The sequence below is a fragment of the Enterobacter sp. ENT02 genome (assembly GCF_019219165.1).
Lineage (GTDB): Bacteria > Pseudomonadota > Gammaproteobacteria > Enterobacterales > Enterobacteriaceae > Enterobacter > Enterobacter mori.
Genome location: NZ_JAHUWD010000007.1, coordinates 86224 through 101352, shown reverse-complemented (window position 1 = coordinate 101352; position 15129 = coordinate 86224). Strand labels below are relative to the sequence as shown.

Genomic DNA, 15129 nt, shown 5'->3' with positions numbered 1-15129 from the left:
AGAGGGGAGCAGATTACTCGTCGTTCTCAGACAGCTCGCGCAGATACTGGAAAATCAGGCGCGCAGACTTCGGCGGCTTATTCCCTTCTTTCTCTTTCTTCGCGTTGCGGATCAAAGAACGCAGCTGCTGGCGGTCGGCATCCGGCCACAGGTTCAGCACTTCCGGTACGGCGTCATCACCCTGTTCAATCAGACGATCGCGGATCTGCTCAAGCTTATGGAAAAACGCAACCTGCTGGTTGTGGCGGTTTTTCAGCTTGTCCAGTGCCTGGCGGATCGGATCGACGTCGCGCTGACGCAGCATTTTCCCGATAAGCTGAAGCTGGCGACGACGGCCTTCTTTTTTGATTTTCTGTGCCAGTTCAATGGCATCACGCAGATCCTGGTCGAGCGGGATCTTATCCAGCGCGTTTTTACCCAGTTCTACCATTTCCGCGCCAAGCTGTTTTAACTCTTCGGCGTCACGTTTAATTTCACTTTTACTGACCCAGATGATCTCATCATCTTCGTCTTCGATGTCATCACCGGGAACGTCGTCGAGCCAGTCTTCGGGCTGCTTAGTCATGTCAGGCTCCTTAAAAAAAGAGGCTAATGTTACCAGTTAAGACGCGCACTGAAAAACGGTTCTCTGTTAGACTTCAGATAACTCTCTCTTACAGTATGGCATTTGCGATGAAAGTAACCTCACAAGTTGAAGCGCAGCGTAAGATTCTGGAAGAAGCCGTCTCCACCGCGCTGATGCTTGCTTCAGAAAAATCAGATGGCGCCGAAGTGGCGGTCAGCAAAACCACCGGCATCAGCGTGAGCACCCGCTATGGCGAAGTGGAAAATGTCGAATTCAACAGCGATGGCGCGCTTGGGATCACGGTGTATCACCAGAATCGTAAAGGCAGCGCGTCATCCACCGATCTCAGTCCGGATGCCATTGCCCGAACGGTGCAGGCGGCGCTGGATATCGCCCGTTATACCTCTCCTGATCCTTACGCAGGCGTGGCGGATAAAGAGCTGCTGGCGTTTGATGCGCCGGATCTCGATCTTTTCCACCCGGCGGAAGTGACCCCGGACGAAGCCATTGAACTGGCCGCGCGCGCCGAGCAGGCTTCCCTGCAGGCCGATAAGCGCATCACCAATACCGAAGGCGGCAGCTTCAATAGCCATTACGGTATCAAAGTCTTTGGCAACAGCCACGGCATGCTGCAGGGCTACTGCTCTACCCGCCACTCGCTCTCCAGCTGCGTCATCGCCGAAGAGAACGGCGACATGGAGCGCGACTACGCCTACACCATTGGCCGCGCGCTGGGGGATTTACAGTCTCCGGAGTGGGTGGGTAAAGAGTGCGCCGAGCGCACGCTGTCTCGCCTGTCGCCCCGCAAACTCTCCACCATGAAAGCCCCGGTCATTTTTGCTAATGAAGTGGCAACCGGCCTGTTTGGCCATCTGGTGGGCGCTATCGCGGGCGGCTCGGTGTACCGTAAATCGACCTTCCTGCTCGACTCGCTGGGCAAGCAGATCCTGCCGGAATGGCTGACCATTGAAGAGCATCCGCACCTGCTGAAAGGGCTGGCCTCCACGCCGTTCGACAGTGAAGGCGTTCGCACCGAACGTCGCGATATTATCAAAGACGGTATTCTGACCCAGTGGCTGCTGACCAATTACTCCGCGCGCAAGCTGGGGCTGAAAAGCACCGGTCACGCGGGCGGGATCCACAACTGGCGCATTGCCGGTCAGGGCCTGAGCTTTGAGCAGATGCTGAAAGAGATGGGCACCGGCCTGGTCGTCACGGAACTGATGGGCCAGGGCGTAAGCGGCATCACCGGCGACTACTCGCGCGGCGCGGCGGGCTTCTGGGTCGAAAACGGCGAAATTCAGTATCCGGTGAGCGAAATCACCATCGCGGGTAACCTGAAGGATATGTGGCGCGACATCGTTACGGTCGGTAACGATATTGAAACACGTAGCAATATACAGTGTGGTTCAGTTCTTCTGCCCGAAATGAAAATTGCGGGTCAATAAAGATAGCGTTTTGTTAATAATAAAAAAGGAAGTGAGCAATGCGTAAACATCTGTTAGCGATCGTCGCGGCTTCAACGCTGGTTCTTGGTTCGTCTGCGTTTGCTGCCGATCTCGAAGACAATATGGACATCCTCAGTGAAAACCTGAAGGTAGTGCAGAAAACGGACAATGCGGCGGACATGAAAGACGCCTTGACCAAAATGCGTGAAGCGGCGCTGGACGCGCAAAAAGCTACCCCGCCGAAGCTGGAAAGCAAAGCGGCAGACAGTGCAGAGATGAAAGACTATCGCCACGGCTTTGACGTGCTGGTCGGCCAGATCGACGGTGCGCTGAAGCTGGCTAACGAAGGCAAGGTGAAGGAAGCCCAGGCGGCGGCCGACCAGTTTGTGGCGACGCGCAACACCTATCATAAAAAGTATCGTTAATTGGGTGCCTGAGCTGTACGTCCTTCCTCCGTATGCGGAGGCGCATTACGCGCCCCCGCATCTTTGCTCCCTACTTGCCGGAGCGACACTCCATCCGCGCGGTCACTTCAAGCGAGCCGTTTCGAAAACGGATCTCGCACAGTGTTTTCCTCGTCACCAGCGTTAAGATGATTATTGTCAAAGAAATAATCATCAAAACCCCGATACTTGGGTTTCTGCGTTTCATGGATGCCTCCTTGCTGTAAAGCGGGCGAGGTAGCGAACTCCACGGTGTGACGTGTCGTTTCGAGCCCCCGCCCTGATTTTCTATCAGGCGGGGCTTTCCACTTTCCGTCCCATGCCTGAGACGGTCAGTCTCAAGCACCCGTCGCCACTCTAGCGAATCCCCATAAGAAAACCTTATCCGCGTCACATTTCTACGAGCCCGCTCGGAAACTTTTCCACTCTGCTTGCCTGTTCATTGCCGCTGAATAGCGTGATATTCATCACGTAAATACAGCGGTTTAACCAGATTCACCGCATTTATGTGGCACAGATCACTGCTGCTGCTCGCCTTTCCACTTCGAAGTGGAAAACAACTCGCTACAAACAATTCCCCTGCAACGTTAGTTTTATTCCAGAGCCATTAACGGGGTAAGACCAGTGATTAACGGAGCGGTAATGAACGACGTTGGGGAACAGGCGCTGCACACAGAGCAGCTCGCTAACACCATGCTGCAGCAGGTTTATGCCCTGCTGGCCCGGCACGACATCATCCCTAACGCAGTGCAGGAGCAGATGCTGACCTCCCACGTTCGCGCGATGGCGCACCGGTCCGTGACCGGCGAGCCGCTGCCGGAGGTTGAAGCGGAGCTGTTCGACGAAATTTCACCAGATTCAATGCAACTTGCCCGTGAAGTGGTAGCGCAGTTTGGCAACCTTCCTGATGAAGAAGCCTGGCTGCTCTCCGTTCACTTCGAAGTCGCGAAAGACAACCTTTAAGGAGCAACACATGGAACAGATTACAGTCGTGATTGGCGATCGCCTGGGCAAAGGTCAGAAAGTGGCAGCCGGTGTGGAAAAAGCAGGTGGACGCGCGGTTGTGGTACCGGGCATGGCCGCGGACATGAAGCTTGGCGACATGATGAAAGCGGAAAACGCCACCTTCGGCATCTCCTTCTGCGGCAGCGGCGGCGCGGGTGCCATCACGGCGCAAACCAAATATGGCTACAAAGCGAAATACGGCATGCGTTCCGTGGAAGAGGGCGTGACCGCCATCAACGAAGGCTGCAACGTGCTGGGCTTTGGCTTTATGGATAAAGAAGAGCTGGGCGAGCGTCTGGTACAGGCGTGGCAGAAGAAATACGGCGCATAAGCATGAAAGAACAGTTCTCAACCACGGTGAGAGTGAAGGGAAAAGGCGACGCCAAAGCGCGCGCCTTTGCCGACGCGCTCAACCACGTACAGGCCGCGGTGATGAAAGCCTCACCGCATATCTTACTGCGTATTGAGCCACAGGATGTGCAGGTTGTTCAGGCGCAAGAAGCGGTGCGTAAAGAAGCGTTTCTGTTCTTCTTTTTGCGCCGGGAAAGACGCACCTACAGCGTGGAGCTGGATGTGACCGTCAACGTGACCGCGATCAATCTTGACCAGGTGGATTTCGTCACGCAACGCTGATTATTCATAAAAGGGCAGACTGATGTTCTTAATTATATTAATAAAATCGCTCATCATTGGCGGCCTGGTTGGCGTCGGTGTGGGGGCCGGGGCTGCACGCATGTTTCATGCGCCTACCACACAGGGTATGGGCGCGTTTCGTACGTTGGGGGAACTGAACTCCTGTGAAGGGGATCCGGCGTCCCACTTCTCCTTTGGGTTAGGTTTCTTCTTTAACGCCTGGGCCTCTTCCGTGGCCGCAGGGGCTTTCACACAGGACGTTGACCACCGCATCATCCCAAACTGGGGTGCTGCTGCACTGATGATCAAAAACCGTAACGTCGGCGAAACGCTGCACGACCCTCGCAAAATGGCGATTGCCTGCGGCGTGATCGGCATGATCGTCGTGACCTTCCTTAACCTGACCGCCTCCTCCGTGCCGGCAGCGCTTCAGGTCACCGCCGTGAAGGTGCTGGTACCCGCGGCAAACCTGCTGGTCAACACCGTGATGCCGGTGATCTTCTGGCTGGCAGCCATTGACGCGGGTAAAAAATCGGGCTTCTGGGCGACCATCTTCGGCGGCGCGGCGCAGCTGATCATGGGCAACGCCGTACCGGGCCTGGTGCTGGGTATCCTGATCGGTAAAGGCGTGGAAGAGAGCGGCTGGAACCACGTCACCAAAGTGATGATGGCGGCGATCGTCCTGCTGTTCGTGCTGAGCGGCTTCTTCCGCGGCTTCGACATGAAGATGATCGAATCCTTCCATCTGACCGTGCCGAACTGGCTCGATATGATCCACAACTCGCTCAGCGGTAAATAACAGGAGCCTCTACATGGAACAGAATAAAGGTTTTTGGTATGCCGACTGGTCGTTCCCGATCTTCGTTGGCCTGCTCTCCTCCGGCGTCTTCGCCGGAACGCACATGTACTACCTCTACGGCATCGGCGCGTTTAACGAAGTGGCCTTCGTGGCGATGCTGAAAGCGGGGATGGATACCGGCGTCTACGGCGCGGTGGCGGCGTTCGGCGCAAGCTTCCTGTTCGCCCGTATTATCGAAGGCTCGCTGGTCGGTATTCTCGACATCGGCGGCGCCATTCAGACCGGCGTGGGCCTCGGCGTTCCGGCGCTGCTGCTGGGCGCGGGGATCATGTTCCCGGTGACCAACTTCATTGCCGCGCTGATTACCGGCCTGGTGATTGGCCTGGCGATTGGCTACGTCATCATCCTGGCGCGTAAGTTCACCATCAACCAGAGCAACTCCACCTACGGTGCAGACGTGATGATGGGCGCGGGTAACGCCTCCGGCCGCTTCCTCGGGCCGTTGATTATCCTCAGCGCCATGACCGCCTCCATTCCTATCGGCGTCGGTTCCCTGCTGGGTGCGCTGGTGTTCTACATCTGGCAGAAGCCGATCACCGGTGGCGCGATCCTCGGCGCAATGCTGTTGGGCTGGCTGTTCCCGGTCGCCCTTTAATACCCGCGGGCGCTCAGGCGCCCGCCTTATCAGGAGATCCTCATGTTTGATTTACTCCTGCGCCGTGCGCGCCTTGCCGACGATACCCTGACCGATATCGCCATTCAGGACGGGAAGATCGCGGCGCTGGGCGACATTGACGCCCCCGCGCATAAAACGGTTGAGCTGAACGGCGACGTATTCGTCAGCGCAGGCTGGATTGACTCCCACGTTCACTGCTACCCGAACTCCCCGATTTACCACGACGAACCGGACAGCGTCGGCATTGCCACCGGCGTCACCACCGTGGTGGACGCGGGCAGTACCGGTGCCGACGACGTGGACGATTTCTACGACATCACCCGCAAAGCCTCTACCGAGGTCTTTGCCCTGCTGAACATCTCCCGCGTGGGGCTGATTGCCCAGAACGAACTGGCCAATATGGCCAACATCGACGCCGACGCGGTGAAGCAGGCGGTGAAGCGCCACCCTGATTTTATCGTCGGTCTGAAAGCGCGCATGAGCAGCAGCGTGGTCGGTGAAAACGGCATTACGCCGCTGGAGCGCGCCAAAGCCATTCAGAAAGAGAACGGCGACCTGCCTCTGATGGTGCACATCGGCAACAACCCGCCGAACCTCGACGAAATTGCCGAGCTGCTGAGCTCCGGCGACATTATCACCCACTGCTATAACGGCAAACCCAACCGCATTCTGACGCCCTCCGGCGAGCTGCGCGTCTCCATCACCTCCGCCCTGAAGCGCGGCGTGCGTCTGGACGTGGGGCACGGCACGGCGAGCTTCAGTTTTGAGGTGGCGAAACGCGCCATCGCGATGGGCATTCTGCCGCACACCATCAGCTCGGATATCTACTGCCGCAACCGTATTAACGGCCCGGTAGGCTCGCTGGCAAGCGTGATGTCGAAGTTTCTCGCCATCGGCATGTCATTGCCGCAGGTGATTGACTGCGTAACCGCCAGCGCAGCCGACGGCCTTCGCCTGACGCGCAAAGGCCGCATTCAGCCGGGTCTCGATGCCGACCTGACGCTGTTCACGCTCAAGCGCCAGCCGACGGTGCTGACGGATGCCGAAAACGACAGCCTGCAGGCTGAACACATTCTGGTGCCGCTTGCCGCGATCCGCGCGGGCAAGGGCTACATGACCGAACAAGGGAGCACGGAACATGCCTTCGATTTATGAGAAGTACAACTTAAAGCAGGTTATCAACACGTCCGGCCGCATGACGGCGCTGGGCGTCTCCACGCCTCGCCCGGAAGTGGTGCAGGCGGCAATGGACGGTATGAATGAGTACTTCGAGATGAAGGATCTGGTTAATAAAACCGGTGAATACATCGCGAAGCTGCTGGATGTGGAAGGGGCAACGGTGGTCTCCTGCGCGTCGGCGGGCATTGCCCAGTCCGTGGCGGCGGTGCTGGTAAAAGACAGCGACTGGCTGCTGGAAAACCTGCACGTGACCCCGATTGAGAACAACGAAATCGTCCTGCCGAAAGGCCACAACGTGAACTTTGGTGCGCCGGTGGGCACCATGGTGGCGCTGGGCGGCGGCAAGCTGGTGGAAGCGGGCTACGCCAACGAATGTTCTGCCGATCAGCTGGCGGCGGCGATCACTCCGCGTACCGCGGCGATCCTCTACATCAAATCGCACCACTGTGTGCAGAAAAGCATGCTCAGCGTCGAGCAGGCGGCGGTCGTGGCGCGTAAGCACGATCTGCCGCTGATCGTCGATGCGGCAGCGGAAGAAGATCTGCACGCGTACTACCGCTCCGGCGCCGATCTGGTGATCTACAGCGGCGCGAAGGCGATTGAAGGGCCAACCAGCGGGCTGGTGATCGGCAAAACTCAATATGTTGAATGGGTGAAGCGTCAGACGGCGGGCATTGGCCGCGCCATGAAAGTGGGCAAAGAGGGCATTCTCGGCCTGACCTGCGCCATCGAACACTACCTGACGGCGACCAAAGAGAGCGGCGCTGAGATGGTGGCGAAGATGACGCCGTTTATCGACGCGCTTAATACCCTGAACGGCGTGACCGCGCGCGTGGTCTGGGACAGCGCCGGTCGCGATATCGCCCGCACCGAGATTAAGTTTGATGAAGCCACAACGGGCGTCGGCACCGGCGATCTGGTGGCGAAGCTGAAGCAGGGCGAATACGCCATTTACTTCCGTGGCTACAAGGCCAACGAAGGGATTATCGAGGCGGACGTGCGCAGCGTGAATGCTGAGCAGCTGAACATCGTCTACCGCCGCATTAGCGAAGTATTAGGACAGGAGAAAAAAGCATGAAACTGACCCCCAACTTTTACCGTGACCGCGTTTGCCTGAACGTGCTGGCAGGATCGAAAGCCAACGCCAGCGCAATTTACGAGGCGGCGGAAGGTCATGTGCTGGTGGGCGTGCTCTCCAAAAATTACCCGGACGTGGACAGCGCCGTCGCCGATATGCGTGAATACGCCGCGCTGATTGATAACGCGCTCTCCGTCAGCCTGGGCGCGGGGGATCCGAACCAGTCGGCGATGGTGAGTGAAATCTCCCGTCAGGTGCAGCCGCAGCACGTCAACCAGGTATTCACCGGCGTGGCCACCAGCCGCGCGCTGCTGGGGCAGAATGAATCGGTGGTCAACGGTCTGGTCTCTCCGACCGGCACCGTCGGGATGGTCAAAATCTCCACCGGCCCGCTGAGCAGCGCAGCTATGGACGGCATCGTGCCGGTTGAAACCGCGATTGCCCTGCTGAAAGATTTCGGCGGCAGCTCCATCAAATACTTTCCGATGGGCGGCCTCAAGTGCCGTGACGAGTACAAAGCGGTGGCGGAAGCCTGCGCCCGTCACGACTTCTGGCTGGAGCCGACCGGGGGAATCGATCTGGAAAACTATGAGGAGATCCTGCAGATCGCCCTCGACGCGGGCGTGAGCAAAATCATCCCGCATATCTACAGCTCGATTATCGACAAAGCCAGCGGCGACACGCGCCCGGAAGACGTGCGTACGCTGCTGGCGATGACGAAGAAGCTGGTGAAGTAAAACCTGCCCCTCACCCTAACCCTCTCCCACAGGGAGAGGGAACCTTTACCCCCTCTCCCTTTGGGAGAGGGCCGGGGTGAGGGGAAACACACCGCACAAACCTGAAGGAGCCACCATGCACACCCGTACCCTGCTTGTCGCTTCACTCTCAATGCTCGCCACCACCGCTATCGCCCAAACGCAATACGCCTGGGTGGGCACCTACAACCCCAACGGAGAAGGGCTGTACCGCTTTACCGTTGATCCGCAAAGCGGCGCGCTGGCGAATAAAACGCTGGTCAGCACGCTGCCGAACGCTGCGCAGCTTACCGTCTCGCACGACGGCAAAACGCTCTACCTGGCAAGTGAAGTGGAGCAGGGCGTGGTGCAGGCGCTGCGGGTGGGGGATAACGGTGAGCTGAGCAAGCTGAATCAGGTGGCATCCGGCGGTGCGGGGCCGGTGTATCTTTCCCTGACGCCGAACGGTCGTCATCTACTGGTGGCCAACTACGTCAGCGGGTCGATTGCCGTTTTGCCGGTCAAGGCAGACGGCAGCCTGGGTGACGCCACGGATCAATATCAGGATCAAGGCGAACCGGGCGCGGCGAAGCCGGAAGCGGCTGCGGAGGGCAGCTTTGCCATCAGCGATCACAACGGTCCGCATGCGCACATGATCGCCGCCGATCCGAGCGGCAAGTACGTATTTTCCACCGATCTTGGGCTGGATCGTCTCTACCAGTACCGCTTTGACGATCGAACCGGCAAGCTGACGCCGAACGATCCGCCGTTTATCAGCGCCTCCTCAAAAGGTGCCGGACCGCGCCACTTTGTCTTTACGCCAAAAGGCGATGCCCTGTGGCTGATTAACGAAGAGGCGTCTACGCTCACCCATTATACCGTGAGCGCCAACGGCACCTTAAAAGAGGGCAAAACGCTTTCAGCCCTGCCGGAAGGTTACAAAGGCACCAGCTTTGCTGCCGGGCTGGCATTAAGTGCCGACGGCAAACAGCTGTATGTGGCTAACCGTTTGCATAACAGCATCGGGCACTTTACCGTAACAGCGGAGGGCACGCTGACGCATCAGGACGACGTGTGGACGCGGGGCGACTATCCGCGCACCCTGACGCTCGATAAACAGGGACGCTGGCTGTACGTCATGAACCAGCGGAGCGATAACATTACCCGTTTCCGCGTGGCGCAGGACGGCAAACTCAGCTTCGAACCGGACTATACCCCGGTCGGCAGTCCATCCCAGATGGTCATTTCACCTTAAGCCGTAAGAGGACAAACCCGTGCGATTTCCGAACCAACGTTTAGCGCAACTTTTCGATCTGTTGCAAAACGAGACGCTGCCGCAGGACGAGCTGGCGCAGCGGCTATCGGTTTCCACGCGAACCGTCCGTGCCGATATCACCGCCCTGAACGCGCTGCTGGCAAGCCACGGCGCGCAGTTTGTTCTGAGCCGTGGCAATGGCTATCAGCTCAAAATTGACGACGCTGAACGTTATCAGCAATTGCAGGCATCCCACCCGCGCGCGCTGCGTATTCCGCGGACCGGACCCGAGCGCGTGCACTATCTGGTGGTGCGTTTTCTCACCTCAGCGTTTTCCCTCAAGCTGGAAGATCTGGCCGATGAGTGGTTTGTCAGCCGCGCCACGCTGCAAAGCGACATGGTGGAAGTGCGCGAGTGGTTCCACCGCTACAACCTGACCCTGGAAACGCGTCCGCGCCACGGCATGAAGCTGTTTGGCAGCGAGATGTCCACCCGCGCGTGCCTGACCGACCTGCTCTGGGAGCTGGCGCAGCAGGACAGTCTCAACCCGCTGGTGACCGAAGTTGCTCTCAACGCGGGTGTGCCGGAGCAGATGGTGGCCGTACTGCATGATGCGCTGACGCGACATCACATCCGCCTGACCGACGAAGGCGAGCTGTTCCTGCGTCTGTACTGTGCGGTGTCGGTACGTCGCATCAGCGAGGGCTTTCCGCTGCCGGAATTCCACGCTGAAGACGTAGAAGAGAACGTGCGCGAGGCGGCGAAAGATATCGCGGTCTCTATCCAGCAGCTGGCGGGCAAAGCGCTTTCGCCTTCGGAGGATAGCTGGCTGTGCGTGCACATTGCGGCGCGGCAGATCCAGGAGATTGCCCCGAGCGCGATTAACGCAGACGACGATGAAGCGCTGGTCAACTACATCCTGCGCTACATCAACACTCACTATAACTACAACCTGCTCAGCGACGAACAGCTTCACGCGGACCTGCTCACGCACATCAAAACCATGATCACCCGCGTGCGGTATCAAATTATGATCCCCAACCCGCTGCTGGATAACATCAAGCAGCACTACCCGATGGCGTGGGATATGACCCTCGCAGCGGTATCGAACTGGGGCAAATACACGCCGTATGTGATCAGCGAAAACGAGATTGGCTTCCTGGTGCTGCATATCGGCGTCGGGCTGGAGCGTCACTACAACATTGGCTACCAGCGTCAGCCGCGCGTGCTGCTGGTGTGCGACGCTGGTAACGCTATGGTCCGCATGATTGAGGCGGTGCTGCAGCGTAAATACCCGCAAATTGAGGTTACGCGCACGCTCACCCTGCGCGAGTACGAGCTGGCAGAAACGATTGGCGAAGACTTTGTGATCGCCACCGCCCGCGTCAGCGAAAAGTCCAAACCGGTGGTGACGATTGCCCCGTTCCCGACCGACTATCAGTTAGAGCAGATCGGCAAGCTGGTGCTGGTGGACCGTACCCGCCCGTGGATGCTGGATAAATACTTCGATGCGGCCCATTTCCGCATTATCGACACGCCCGTTGATCAGCAAACGCTGTTCCGGGAACTGTGCGCGCAGCTTGAAGGCGAGGGATTTGTCGGCGCGGAGTTCCTGGATTCCGTCGTCGAGCGTGAAGCCATCGTCAGCACTATGCTCGGCGACGGCATTGCGCTGCCACACTCACTCGGCCTGCTGGCGCAGAAAACGGTAGTCTATACCGTGCTCGCCCCGCACGGCGTCCAGTGGGGCGATGAAACCGCGCACGTCATCTTCCTGCTCGCCATCAGCAAAAGCGAATACGAAGAGGCGATGGCGATTTACGATATTTTCGTGACGTTCCTGCGCGAACGCGCGATGTCACGGCTCTGTAGCTGCGGAGATTTTGCCGAGTTTAAGGCGGTGGCGATGGAGAGTTTGAGCCGGTTTTGAGAGGCGTTATCCAGAATTCGATGTAATGCGAATGTAATGCTAAAATGCATTACATATTCGTTTTTACTGGAGGCATAATGGCCACGCTTAACGTCCGTCTGGATGACAAACTCAAAAACGAGGCTTACGCCGTGCTGGAAAAACTCAATATCACCCCTACGGAAGCGGTGCGATTACTGTTTCAGTACGTAGCTGAAACAGGGCGCATGCCCGTGAAAACGGTCACGATTAGCGACAGCGAAGATGCGCTGATACAGACGGTCCGGGAGCGGCTGGCTAATCCGCAAAAGGGAATTAAGGTTAGTCTGGATGACTTATGAACTGGCGTTTGATCCCAGGGCGTTAAAGGAGTGGAGCAAACTGGGGGAGACTGTAAAAGACCAGTTTAAGAAGAAACTTGCCGACGTGCTGGCGAAACCCAGGATTGAATCAGCCCGCTTACAGGGCCTGCCTGATTGCTACAAAATCAAACTTAAAGCCTCCGGCTATCGCCTGGTCTATCAGGTTCAGGACGAAGTGGTGCTGGTTGTTGTTATTGCCATTGGGAAGAGAGAGAAATCAGCCGTTTATCATGATGCAAACAAACGGCTTTAGCATTTAACGCAGATGATGCACAACCTGGTTACTGCTGCCGCGCCAGATAAGCGACGGGTCTTTTAAATCCTGCATAAACTTGCCGTCGACCAGGACGTTAATCAGATCCACCACTTCCATTTGCTGCGCGTTCAGCTCTTCCAGCTTGTAGCCTGTCCAGACCCAGATATCTTTTCCCGTACACTCTGACCGAATGCGCTTCACCAGCTTCAGGATATCCGGCACGTTTTGCGGGTGGAGGGGGTCGCCACCGGAAAGTGAGATCCCCTGACGTTTGATGCGGGTGTCGTTCAGGTCGTTGACGATCTTGTCTTCCATCTCAGCAGTAAACGGCATACCGGAATTTAAGCGCCAGGTGCTTTTGTTGTAGCAGCCGGGGCATTCGTGCACGCAGCCTGAGACAAACAGGGTGCAGCGGGTGCCGGGGCCGTTAACGATGTCGACGGGGTAGTACTGGTGATAGTTCATAGCGTTAACCTGATGCCCTCACCCCGGCCCTCTCCCACAGGGAGAGGGAGAAAACCGGCGTCAGGCTTAGCAATGTGCTCGATCGGTTCCCTCTCCCTTGAGGGAGAGGGGTAGGGTGAGGGGGAGAACCCGGCGCAAAACTTACCCGATCTGCCCATTCCCCAAATGCTTCACGCGGCGCTTCACCTCTTCCTGCTTGCCGGCGTTAAACGGACGCGCATCCGGGCTGCCGAGATAGCCGCACACGCGGCGGGTGACGGAGACGCGAGCCGCGTCGTGGTTGCCGCATTTCGGGCAGGTAAAGCCTTTGCTGGTGCACTCAAACTCACCGGTAAATCCGCACTCGTAGCACTCGTCGATGGGCGTGTTGGTGCCGTAATACGGCACGTGCTGGTAGCTGTAATCCCACACGTCTTCCAGCGCCTTCAGGTTGTGCTGAATGTTCGGGTACTCGCCGTAGCAGATGAAGCCGCCGCTGGCGATCGGTGGATACGCCGCTTCGAAGTCGATCTTGTCGTACGGGTTCACCTTTTTCTCCACGTCGAGGTGGAAGCTGTTGGTGTAATACCCTTTGTCGGTCACGCCTTCCACAATGCCGAACTCGGCGGTGTCCAGACGGCAGAAGCGGTCGCACAGGTTCTCGCTCGGCGTGCTGTAGAGGCTAAACCCGTAGCCGGTTTCCTCTTTCCACTGGTCAACCGCGTCGCGCAGGCGCTGAACGATAGCGATGCCCTTTTCGCGCAGGGCCTCGCTGTCGTACATATGCGTATCGCCCGCCAATGCATTGATGGTCTCGTGTATACCGATATAGCCCAGCGAAATGGACGCGCGACCGTTTTTGAAGATCTCGGACACGTCATCGTCCGCCTTCAGGCGCACGCCGCAGGCCCCTTCCATATAGAGGATGGGTGCCACGCGGGCTTTCACCCCTTCGAGACGCGCAATGCGGGTCATCAGCGCTTTACGCGCCAGCTGCAGGCGCTCGTCCAGCAGTGTCCAGAAGGCATCTTCGTTACCTTTCGCTTCCAGCGCGATGCGCGGCAGGTTCAGGCTGATGACGCCCAGGTTGTTGCGTCCGTCGTGGATCTGCTCACCGTTTTCGTCTTCGTACACGCCGAGGAAGCTGCGGCAGCCCATTGGCGTTTTAAACGAACCGGTCACTTTGACGACCTGATCGTAGTTCAGGATGTCCGGGTACATGCGCTTGCTCGCGCACTCCAGCGCCAGCTGTTTGATGTCGTAGTTCGGATCGCCAAACTTGTGGTTCAGGCCGTCGCGGATAGCGAACACCAGTTTCGGGAACACGGCGGTTTTGCGGTTTTTGCCGAGCCCGGAGATGCGGTTACGCAGGATAGACTGCTGGATCAGACGCGATTCCCAGCTGGTGCCCAGACCAAAGCCGAAGGTCACAAACGGCGTCTGGCCGTTGGCGGTGTGCAGCGTGTTCACTTCATATTCCAGCGACTGGAAGGCGTCGTAGCACTCTTTCTCGGTGCGGGAGTGCGCGTAGCCGTCAGCGTCCGGTATCTGCCACTCTTCGGCCGTTTTACGGTGCTTGTTGAAGCTTGCCGTCACGAACGGGGCCAGCACTTCATCAATGCGGTTAATGGTGGTGCCGCCATAAATGTGGCTGGCAACCTGAGCGATAATCTGCGCCGTGACGGCGGTGGCCGTGGAGATGGACTTAGGCGGTTCAATCTCGGCGTTACCCATTTTAAAACCGTGGGTCAGCATGCCCTTCAGGTCGATCAGCATGCAGTTGAACATCGGGAAGAACGGCGAATAGTCGAGATCGTGGTAGTGGATCTCGCCGCGCTCGTGCGCCGACACCACGTCGCGCGGCAGCAGATGCTGACGGGCATAGTGTTTGGCGACAATACCGGCCAGCAAGTCGCGCTGGGTCGGGATCACTTTACTGTCTTTATTGGCGTTTTCGTTGAGCAGGGCGGAGTTGGTTTGCTCGACCAGGCCACGGATCTCCTGGTTCAGACGGCCGCGCTTCTCGCGCTGCACGTCACGATCGTGACGATACTCAATGTAGGCGCGCGCCAGCTGCTTGTAAGGCCCCGCCATCAGCTGGTTCTCAACTGCGGTCTGGATCTCGTTGATATCGACCTGGCTGCGTTCATTCATCTGGCTGCTAACGACTTCTGCGACGGTGGCGCAGTAATCTGCGTCATCGACTCCCGCTGCTTTAGCTGCACGCAGAATGGCTTCCTGGATGCGCTCTGATTTAAACGGCACTTTACAGCCATCACGTTTCATCACATGCGGTGTCATGATCACTCCATTTTTGAAAACAGGTTATCCACAGAGGTGGAG

At 57.9% G+C, this 15129-nt stretch carries 18 protein-coding genes; 14 read left to right on the top strand and 4 right to left on the bottom strand.

All coding sequences use genetic code 11. The features are described from left to right. Positions 1-13: 13 nt before the first annotated feature. Positions 14-565 (bottom strand): ribosome biogenesis factor YjgA, encoded by a 552-nt coding sequence (gene yjgA / locus KW829_RS18755; RefSeq protein WP_042713463.1) that lies wholly within the window; start codon positions 563-565, stop codon positions 14-16. 95 nt (positions 566-660) lie between these two features. Here yjgA and pmbA point away from each other — a divergent pair, with 95 nt between their 5' ends. Both pmbA and cybC read left to right on the top strand, forming a co-directional pair. Continuing rightward, entirely contained in the window at positions 661-2013 is a 1353-nt protein-coding gene (gene pmbA, locus KW829_RS18750; protein ID WP_218308817.1) for a metalloprotease PmbA, read from the top strand. Between the two features lie 38 nt (positions 2014-2051). Next, complete coding sequence (cybC, locus tag KW829_RS18745; protein ID WP_010427378.1) at positions 2052-2438, top strand: cytochrome b562; 387 nt, start codon at positions 2052-2054, stop codon at positions 2436-2438. Positions 2439-2508: 70 nt separating this feature from the next. On the opposite strand, the gene KW829_RS18740 is transcribed toward cybC, so the two are convergent. Continuing rightward, on the bottom strand, positions 2509-2631 hold the full coding sequence (locus KW829_RS18740; protein WP_230372849.1) for a Hok/Gef family protein: 123 nt from the start codon (positions 2629-2631) through the stop codon (positions 2509-2511). Positions 2632-3080: 449 nt separating this feature from the next. On the opposite strand from KW829_RS18740, the gene KW829_RS18735 reads away from it, so the two are divergent. The 12 genes from KW829_RS18735 to KW829_RS18680 all read left to right on the top strand — a co-directional run bounded on the left by KW829_RS18735 (position 3081) and on the right by KW829_RS18680 (position 12339). Continuing rightward, a complete protein-coding gene (locus KW829_RS18735) occupies positions 3081-3419 on the top strand; it encodes a glycine dehydrogenase (RefSeq protein ID WP_029484951.1) in 339 nt (112 codons plus the stop codon). Between the two features lie 10 nt (positions 3420-3429). After that, a complete protein-coding gene (locus KW829_RS18730; RefSeq protein WP_010427372.1) occupies positions 3430-3792 on the top strand; it encodes an SFCGS family glycine-rich protein in 363 nt (120 codons plus the stop codon). Positions 3793-3794: 2 nt separating this feature from the next. Then, positions 3795-4094, top strand: coding sequence for a DUF4312 family protein (locus tag KW829_RS18725; RefSeq protein WP_010427371.1), 300 nt, complete (start codon positions 3795-3797; stop codon positions 4092-4094). A 22-nt stretch (positions 4095-4116) separates the two neighbouring features. Then, entirely contained in the window at positions 4117-4893 is a 777-nt protein-coding gene (locus tag KW829_RS18720) for a DUF4311 domain-containing protein (RefSeq protein ID WP_008501408.1), read from the top strand. Between the two features lie 13 nt (positions 4894-4906). Beyond that, positions 4907-5548: a DUF4310 family protein gene (locus KW829_RS18715; RefSeq protein ID WP_010427370.1), complete on the top strand. Its 642-nt coding sequence runs from the start codon at positions 4907-4909 to the stop codon at positions 5546-5548. Between the two features lie 42 nt (positions 5549-5590). Beyond that, positions 5591-6724 carry an amidohydrolase/deacetylase family metallohydrolase gene (locus KW829_RS18710; RefSeq protein ID WP_218308816.1) on the top strand — a complete coding sequence of 378 codons (1134 nt, stop codon included), beginning with the start codon at positions 5591-5593 and terminating at the stop codon, positions 6722-6724. Beyond that, entirely contained in the window at positions 6708-7826 is a 1119-nt protein-coding gene (locus KW829_RS18705) for a DgaE family pyridoxal phosphate-dependent ammonia lyase (protein WP_218308815.1), read from the top strand. Before KW829_RS18710 ends, KW829_RS18705 begins: the two co-directional genes overlap by 17 nt. Further along, positions 7823-8563 carry a KDGP aldolase family protein gene (locus KW829_RS18700; RefSeq protein WP_218308813.1) on the top strand — a complete coding sequence of 247 codons (741 nt, stop codon included), beginning with the start codon at positions 7823-7825 and terminating at the stop codon, positions 8561-8563. The genes KW829_RS18705 and KW829_RS18700 overlap by 4 nt, the downstream gene beginning before the upstream one ends. Before the next feature lie 115 nt (positions 8564-8678). Next, positions 8679-9815 (top strand): lactonase family protein, encoded by a 1137-nt coding sequence (locus KW829_RS18695; RefSeq protein ID WP_218308811.1) that lies wholly within the window; start codon positions 8679-8681, stop codon positions 9813-9815. Positions 9816-9834: 19 nt separating this feature from the next. Next, entirely contained in the window at positions 9835-11745 is a 1911-nt protein-coding gene (locus KW829_RS18690; protein ID WP_218308810.1) for a PRD domain-containing protein, read from the top strand. Positions 11746-11822: 77 nt separating this feature from the next. Continuing rightward, the gene (locus tag KW829_RS18685; protein ID WP_008501400.1) at positions 11823-12065 is read left to right on the top strand and encodes a type II toxin-antitoxin system RelB/DinJ family antitoxin; all 243 of its coding nucleotides are present in this window, start codon (positions 11823-11825) and stop codon (positions 12063-12065) included. Further along, complete coding sequence (locus tag KW829_RS18680) at positions 12055-12339, top strand: type II toxin-antitoxin system RelE/ParE family toxin (protein ID WP_010427361.1); 285 nt, start codon at positions 12055-12057, stop codon at positions 12337-12339. Before KW829_RS18685 ends, KW829_RS18680 begins: the two co-directional genes overlap by 11 nt. A 3-nt stretch (positions 12340-12342) precedes the next feature. On the opposite strand, the gene nrdG is transcribed toward KW829_RS18680, so the two are convergent. Beyond that, complete coding sequence (gene nrdG / locus KW829_RS18675; protein ID WP_218308809.1) at positions 12343-12807, bottom strand: anaerobic ribonucleoside-triphosphate reductase-activating protein; 465 nt, start codon at positions 12805-12807, stop codon at positions 12343-12345. Between the two features lie 141 nt (positions 12808-12948). Next, positions 12949-15087 carry an anaerobic ribonucleoside-triphosphate reductase gene (gene nrdD, locus KW829_RS18670; RefSeq protein WP_047646505.1) on the bottom strand — a complete coding sequence of 713 codons (2139 nt, stop codon included), beginning with the start codon at positions 15085-15087 and terminating at the stop codon, positions 12949-12951. Positions 15088-15129 lie beyond the last annotated feature (42 nt).

Excerpts from the sequence above, each read along its gene's own strand:
- yjgA (WP_042713463.1), bottom strand. The coding sequence starts at position 565 with ATGACTAAGCAGCCCGAAGACTGGCTCGACGACGTTCCCGGTGATGAC.
- pmbA (WP_218308817.1), top strand. The coding sequence starts at position 661 with ATGGCATTTGCGATGAAAGTAACCTCACAAGTTGAAGCGCAGCGTAAG.
- cybC (WP_010427378.1), top strand. The coding sequence starts at position 2,052 with ATGCGTAAACATCTGTTAGCGATCGTCGCGGCTTCAACGCTGGTTCTT.
- KW829_RS18740 (WP_230372849.1), bottom strand. The coding sequence starts at position 2,631 with ATGATTATTTCTTTGACAATAATCATCTTAACGCTGGTGACGAGGAAA.
- KW829_RS18730 (WP_010427372.1), top strand. The coding sequence starts at position 3,430 with ATGGAACAGATTACAGTCGTGATTGGCGATCGCCTGGGCAAAGGTCAG.
- KW829_RS18725 (WP_010427371.1), top strand. The coding sequence starts at position 3,795 with ATGAAAGAACAGTTCTCAACCACGGTGAGAGTGAAGGGAAAAGGCGAC.
- KW829_RS18720 (WP_008501408.1), top strand. The coding sequence starts at position 4,117 with ATGTTCTTAATTATATTAATAAAATCGCTCATCATTGGCGGCCTGGTT.
- KW829_RS18715 (WP_010427370.1), top strand. The coding sequence starts at position 4,907 with ATGGAACAGAATAAAGGTTTTTGGTATGCCGACTGGTCGTTCCCGATC.
- KW829_RS18710 (WP_218308816.1), top strand. The coding sequence starts at position 5,591 with ATGTTTGATTTACTCCTGCGCCGTGCGCGCCTTGCCGACGATACCCTG.
- KW829_RS18705 (WP_218308815.1), top strand. The coding sequence starts at position 6,708 with ATGCCTTCGATTTATGAGAAGTACAACTTAAAGCAGGTTATCAACACG.
- KW829_RS18700 (WP_218308813.1), top strand. The coding sequence starts at position 7,823 with ATGAAACTGACCCCCAACTTTTACCGTGACCGCGTTTGCCTGAACGTG.
- KW829_RS18695 (WP_218308811.1), top strand. The coding sequence starts at position 8,679 with ATGCACACCCGTACCCTGCTTGTCGCTTCACTCTCAATGCTCGCCACC.
- KW829_RS18685 (WP_008501400.1), top strand. The coding sequence starts at position 11,823 with ATGGCCACGCTTAACGTCCGTCTGGATGACAAACTCAAAAACGAGGCT.
- KW829_RS18680 (WP_010427361.1), top strand. The coding sequence starts at position 12,055 with ATGACTTATGAACTGGCGTTTGATCCCAGGGCGTTAAAGGAGTGGAGC.
- nrdG (WP_218308809.1), bottom strand. The coding sequence starts at position 12,807 with ATGAACTATCACCAGTACTACCCCGTCGACATCGTTAACGGCCCCGGC.
- nrdD (WP_047646505.1), bottom strand. The coding sequence starts at position 15,087 with ATGACACCGCATGTGATGAAACGTGATGGCTGTAAAGTGCCGTTTAAA.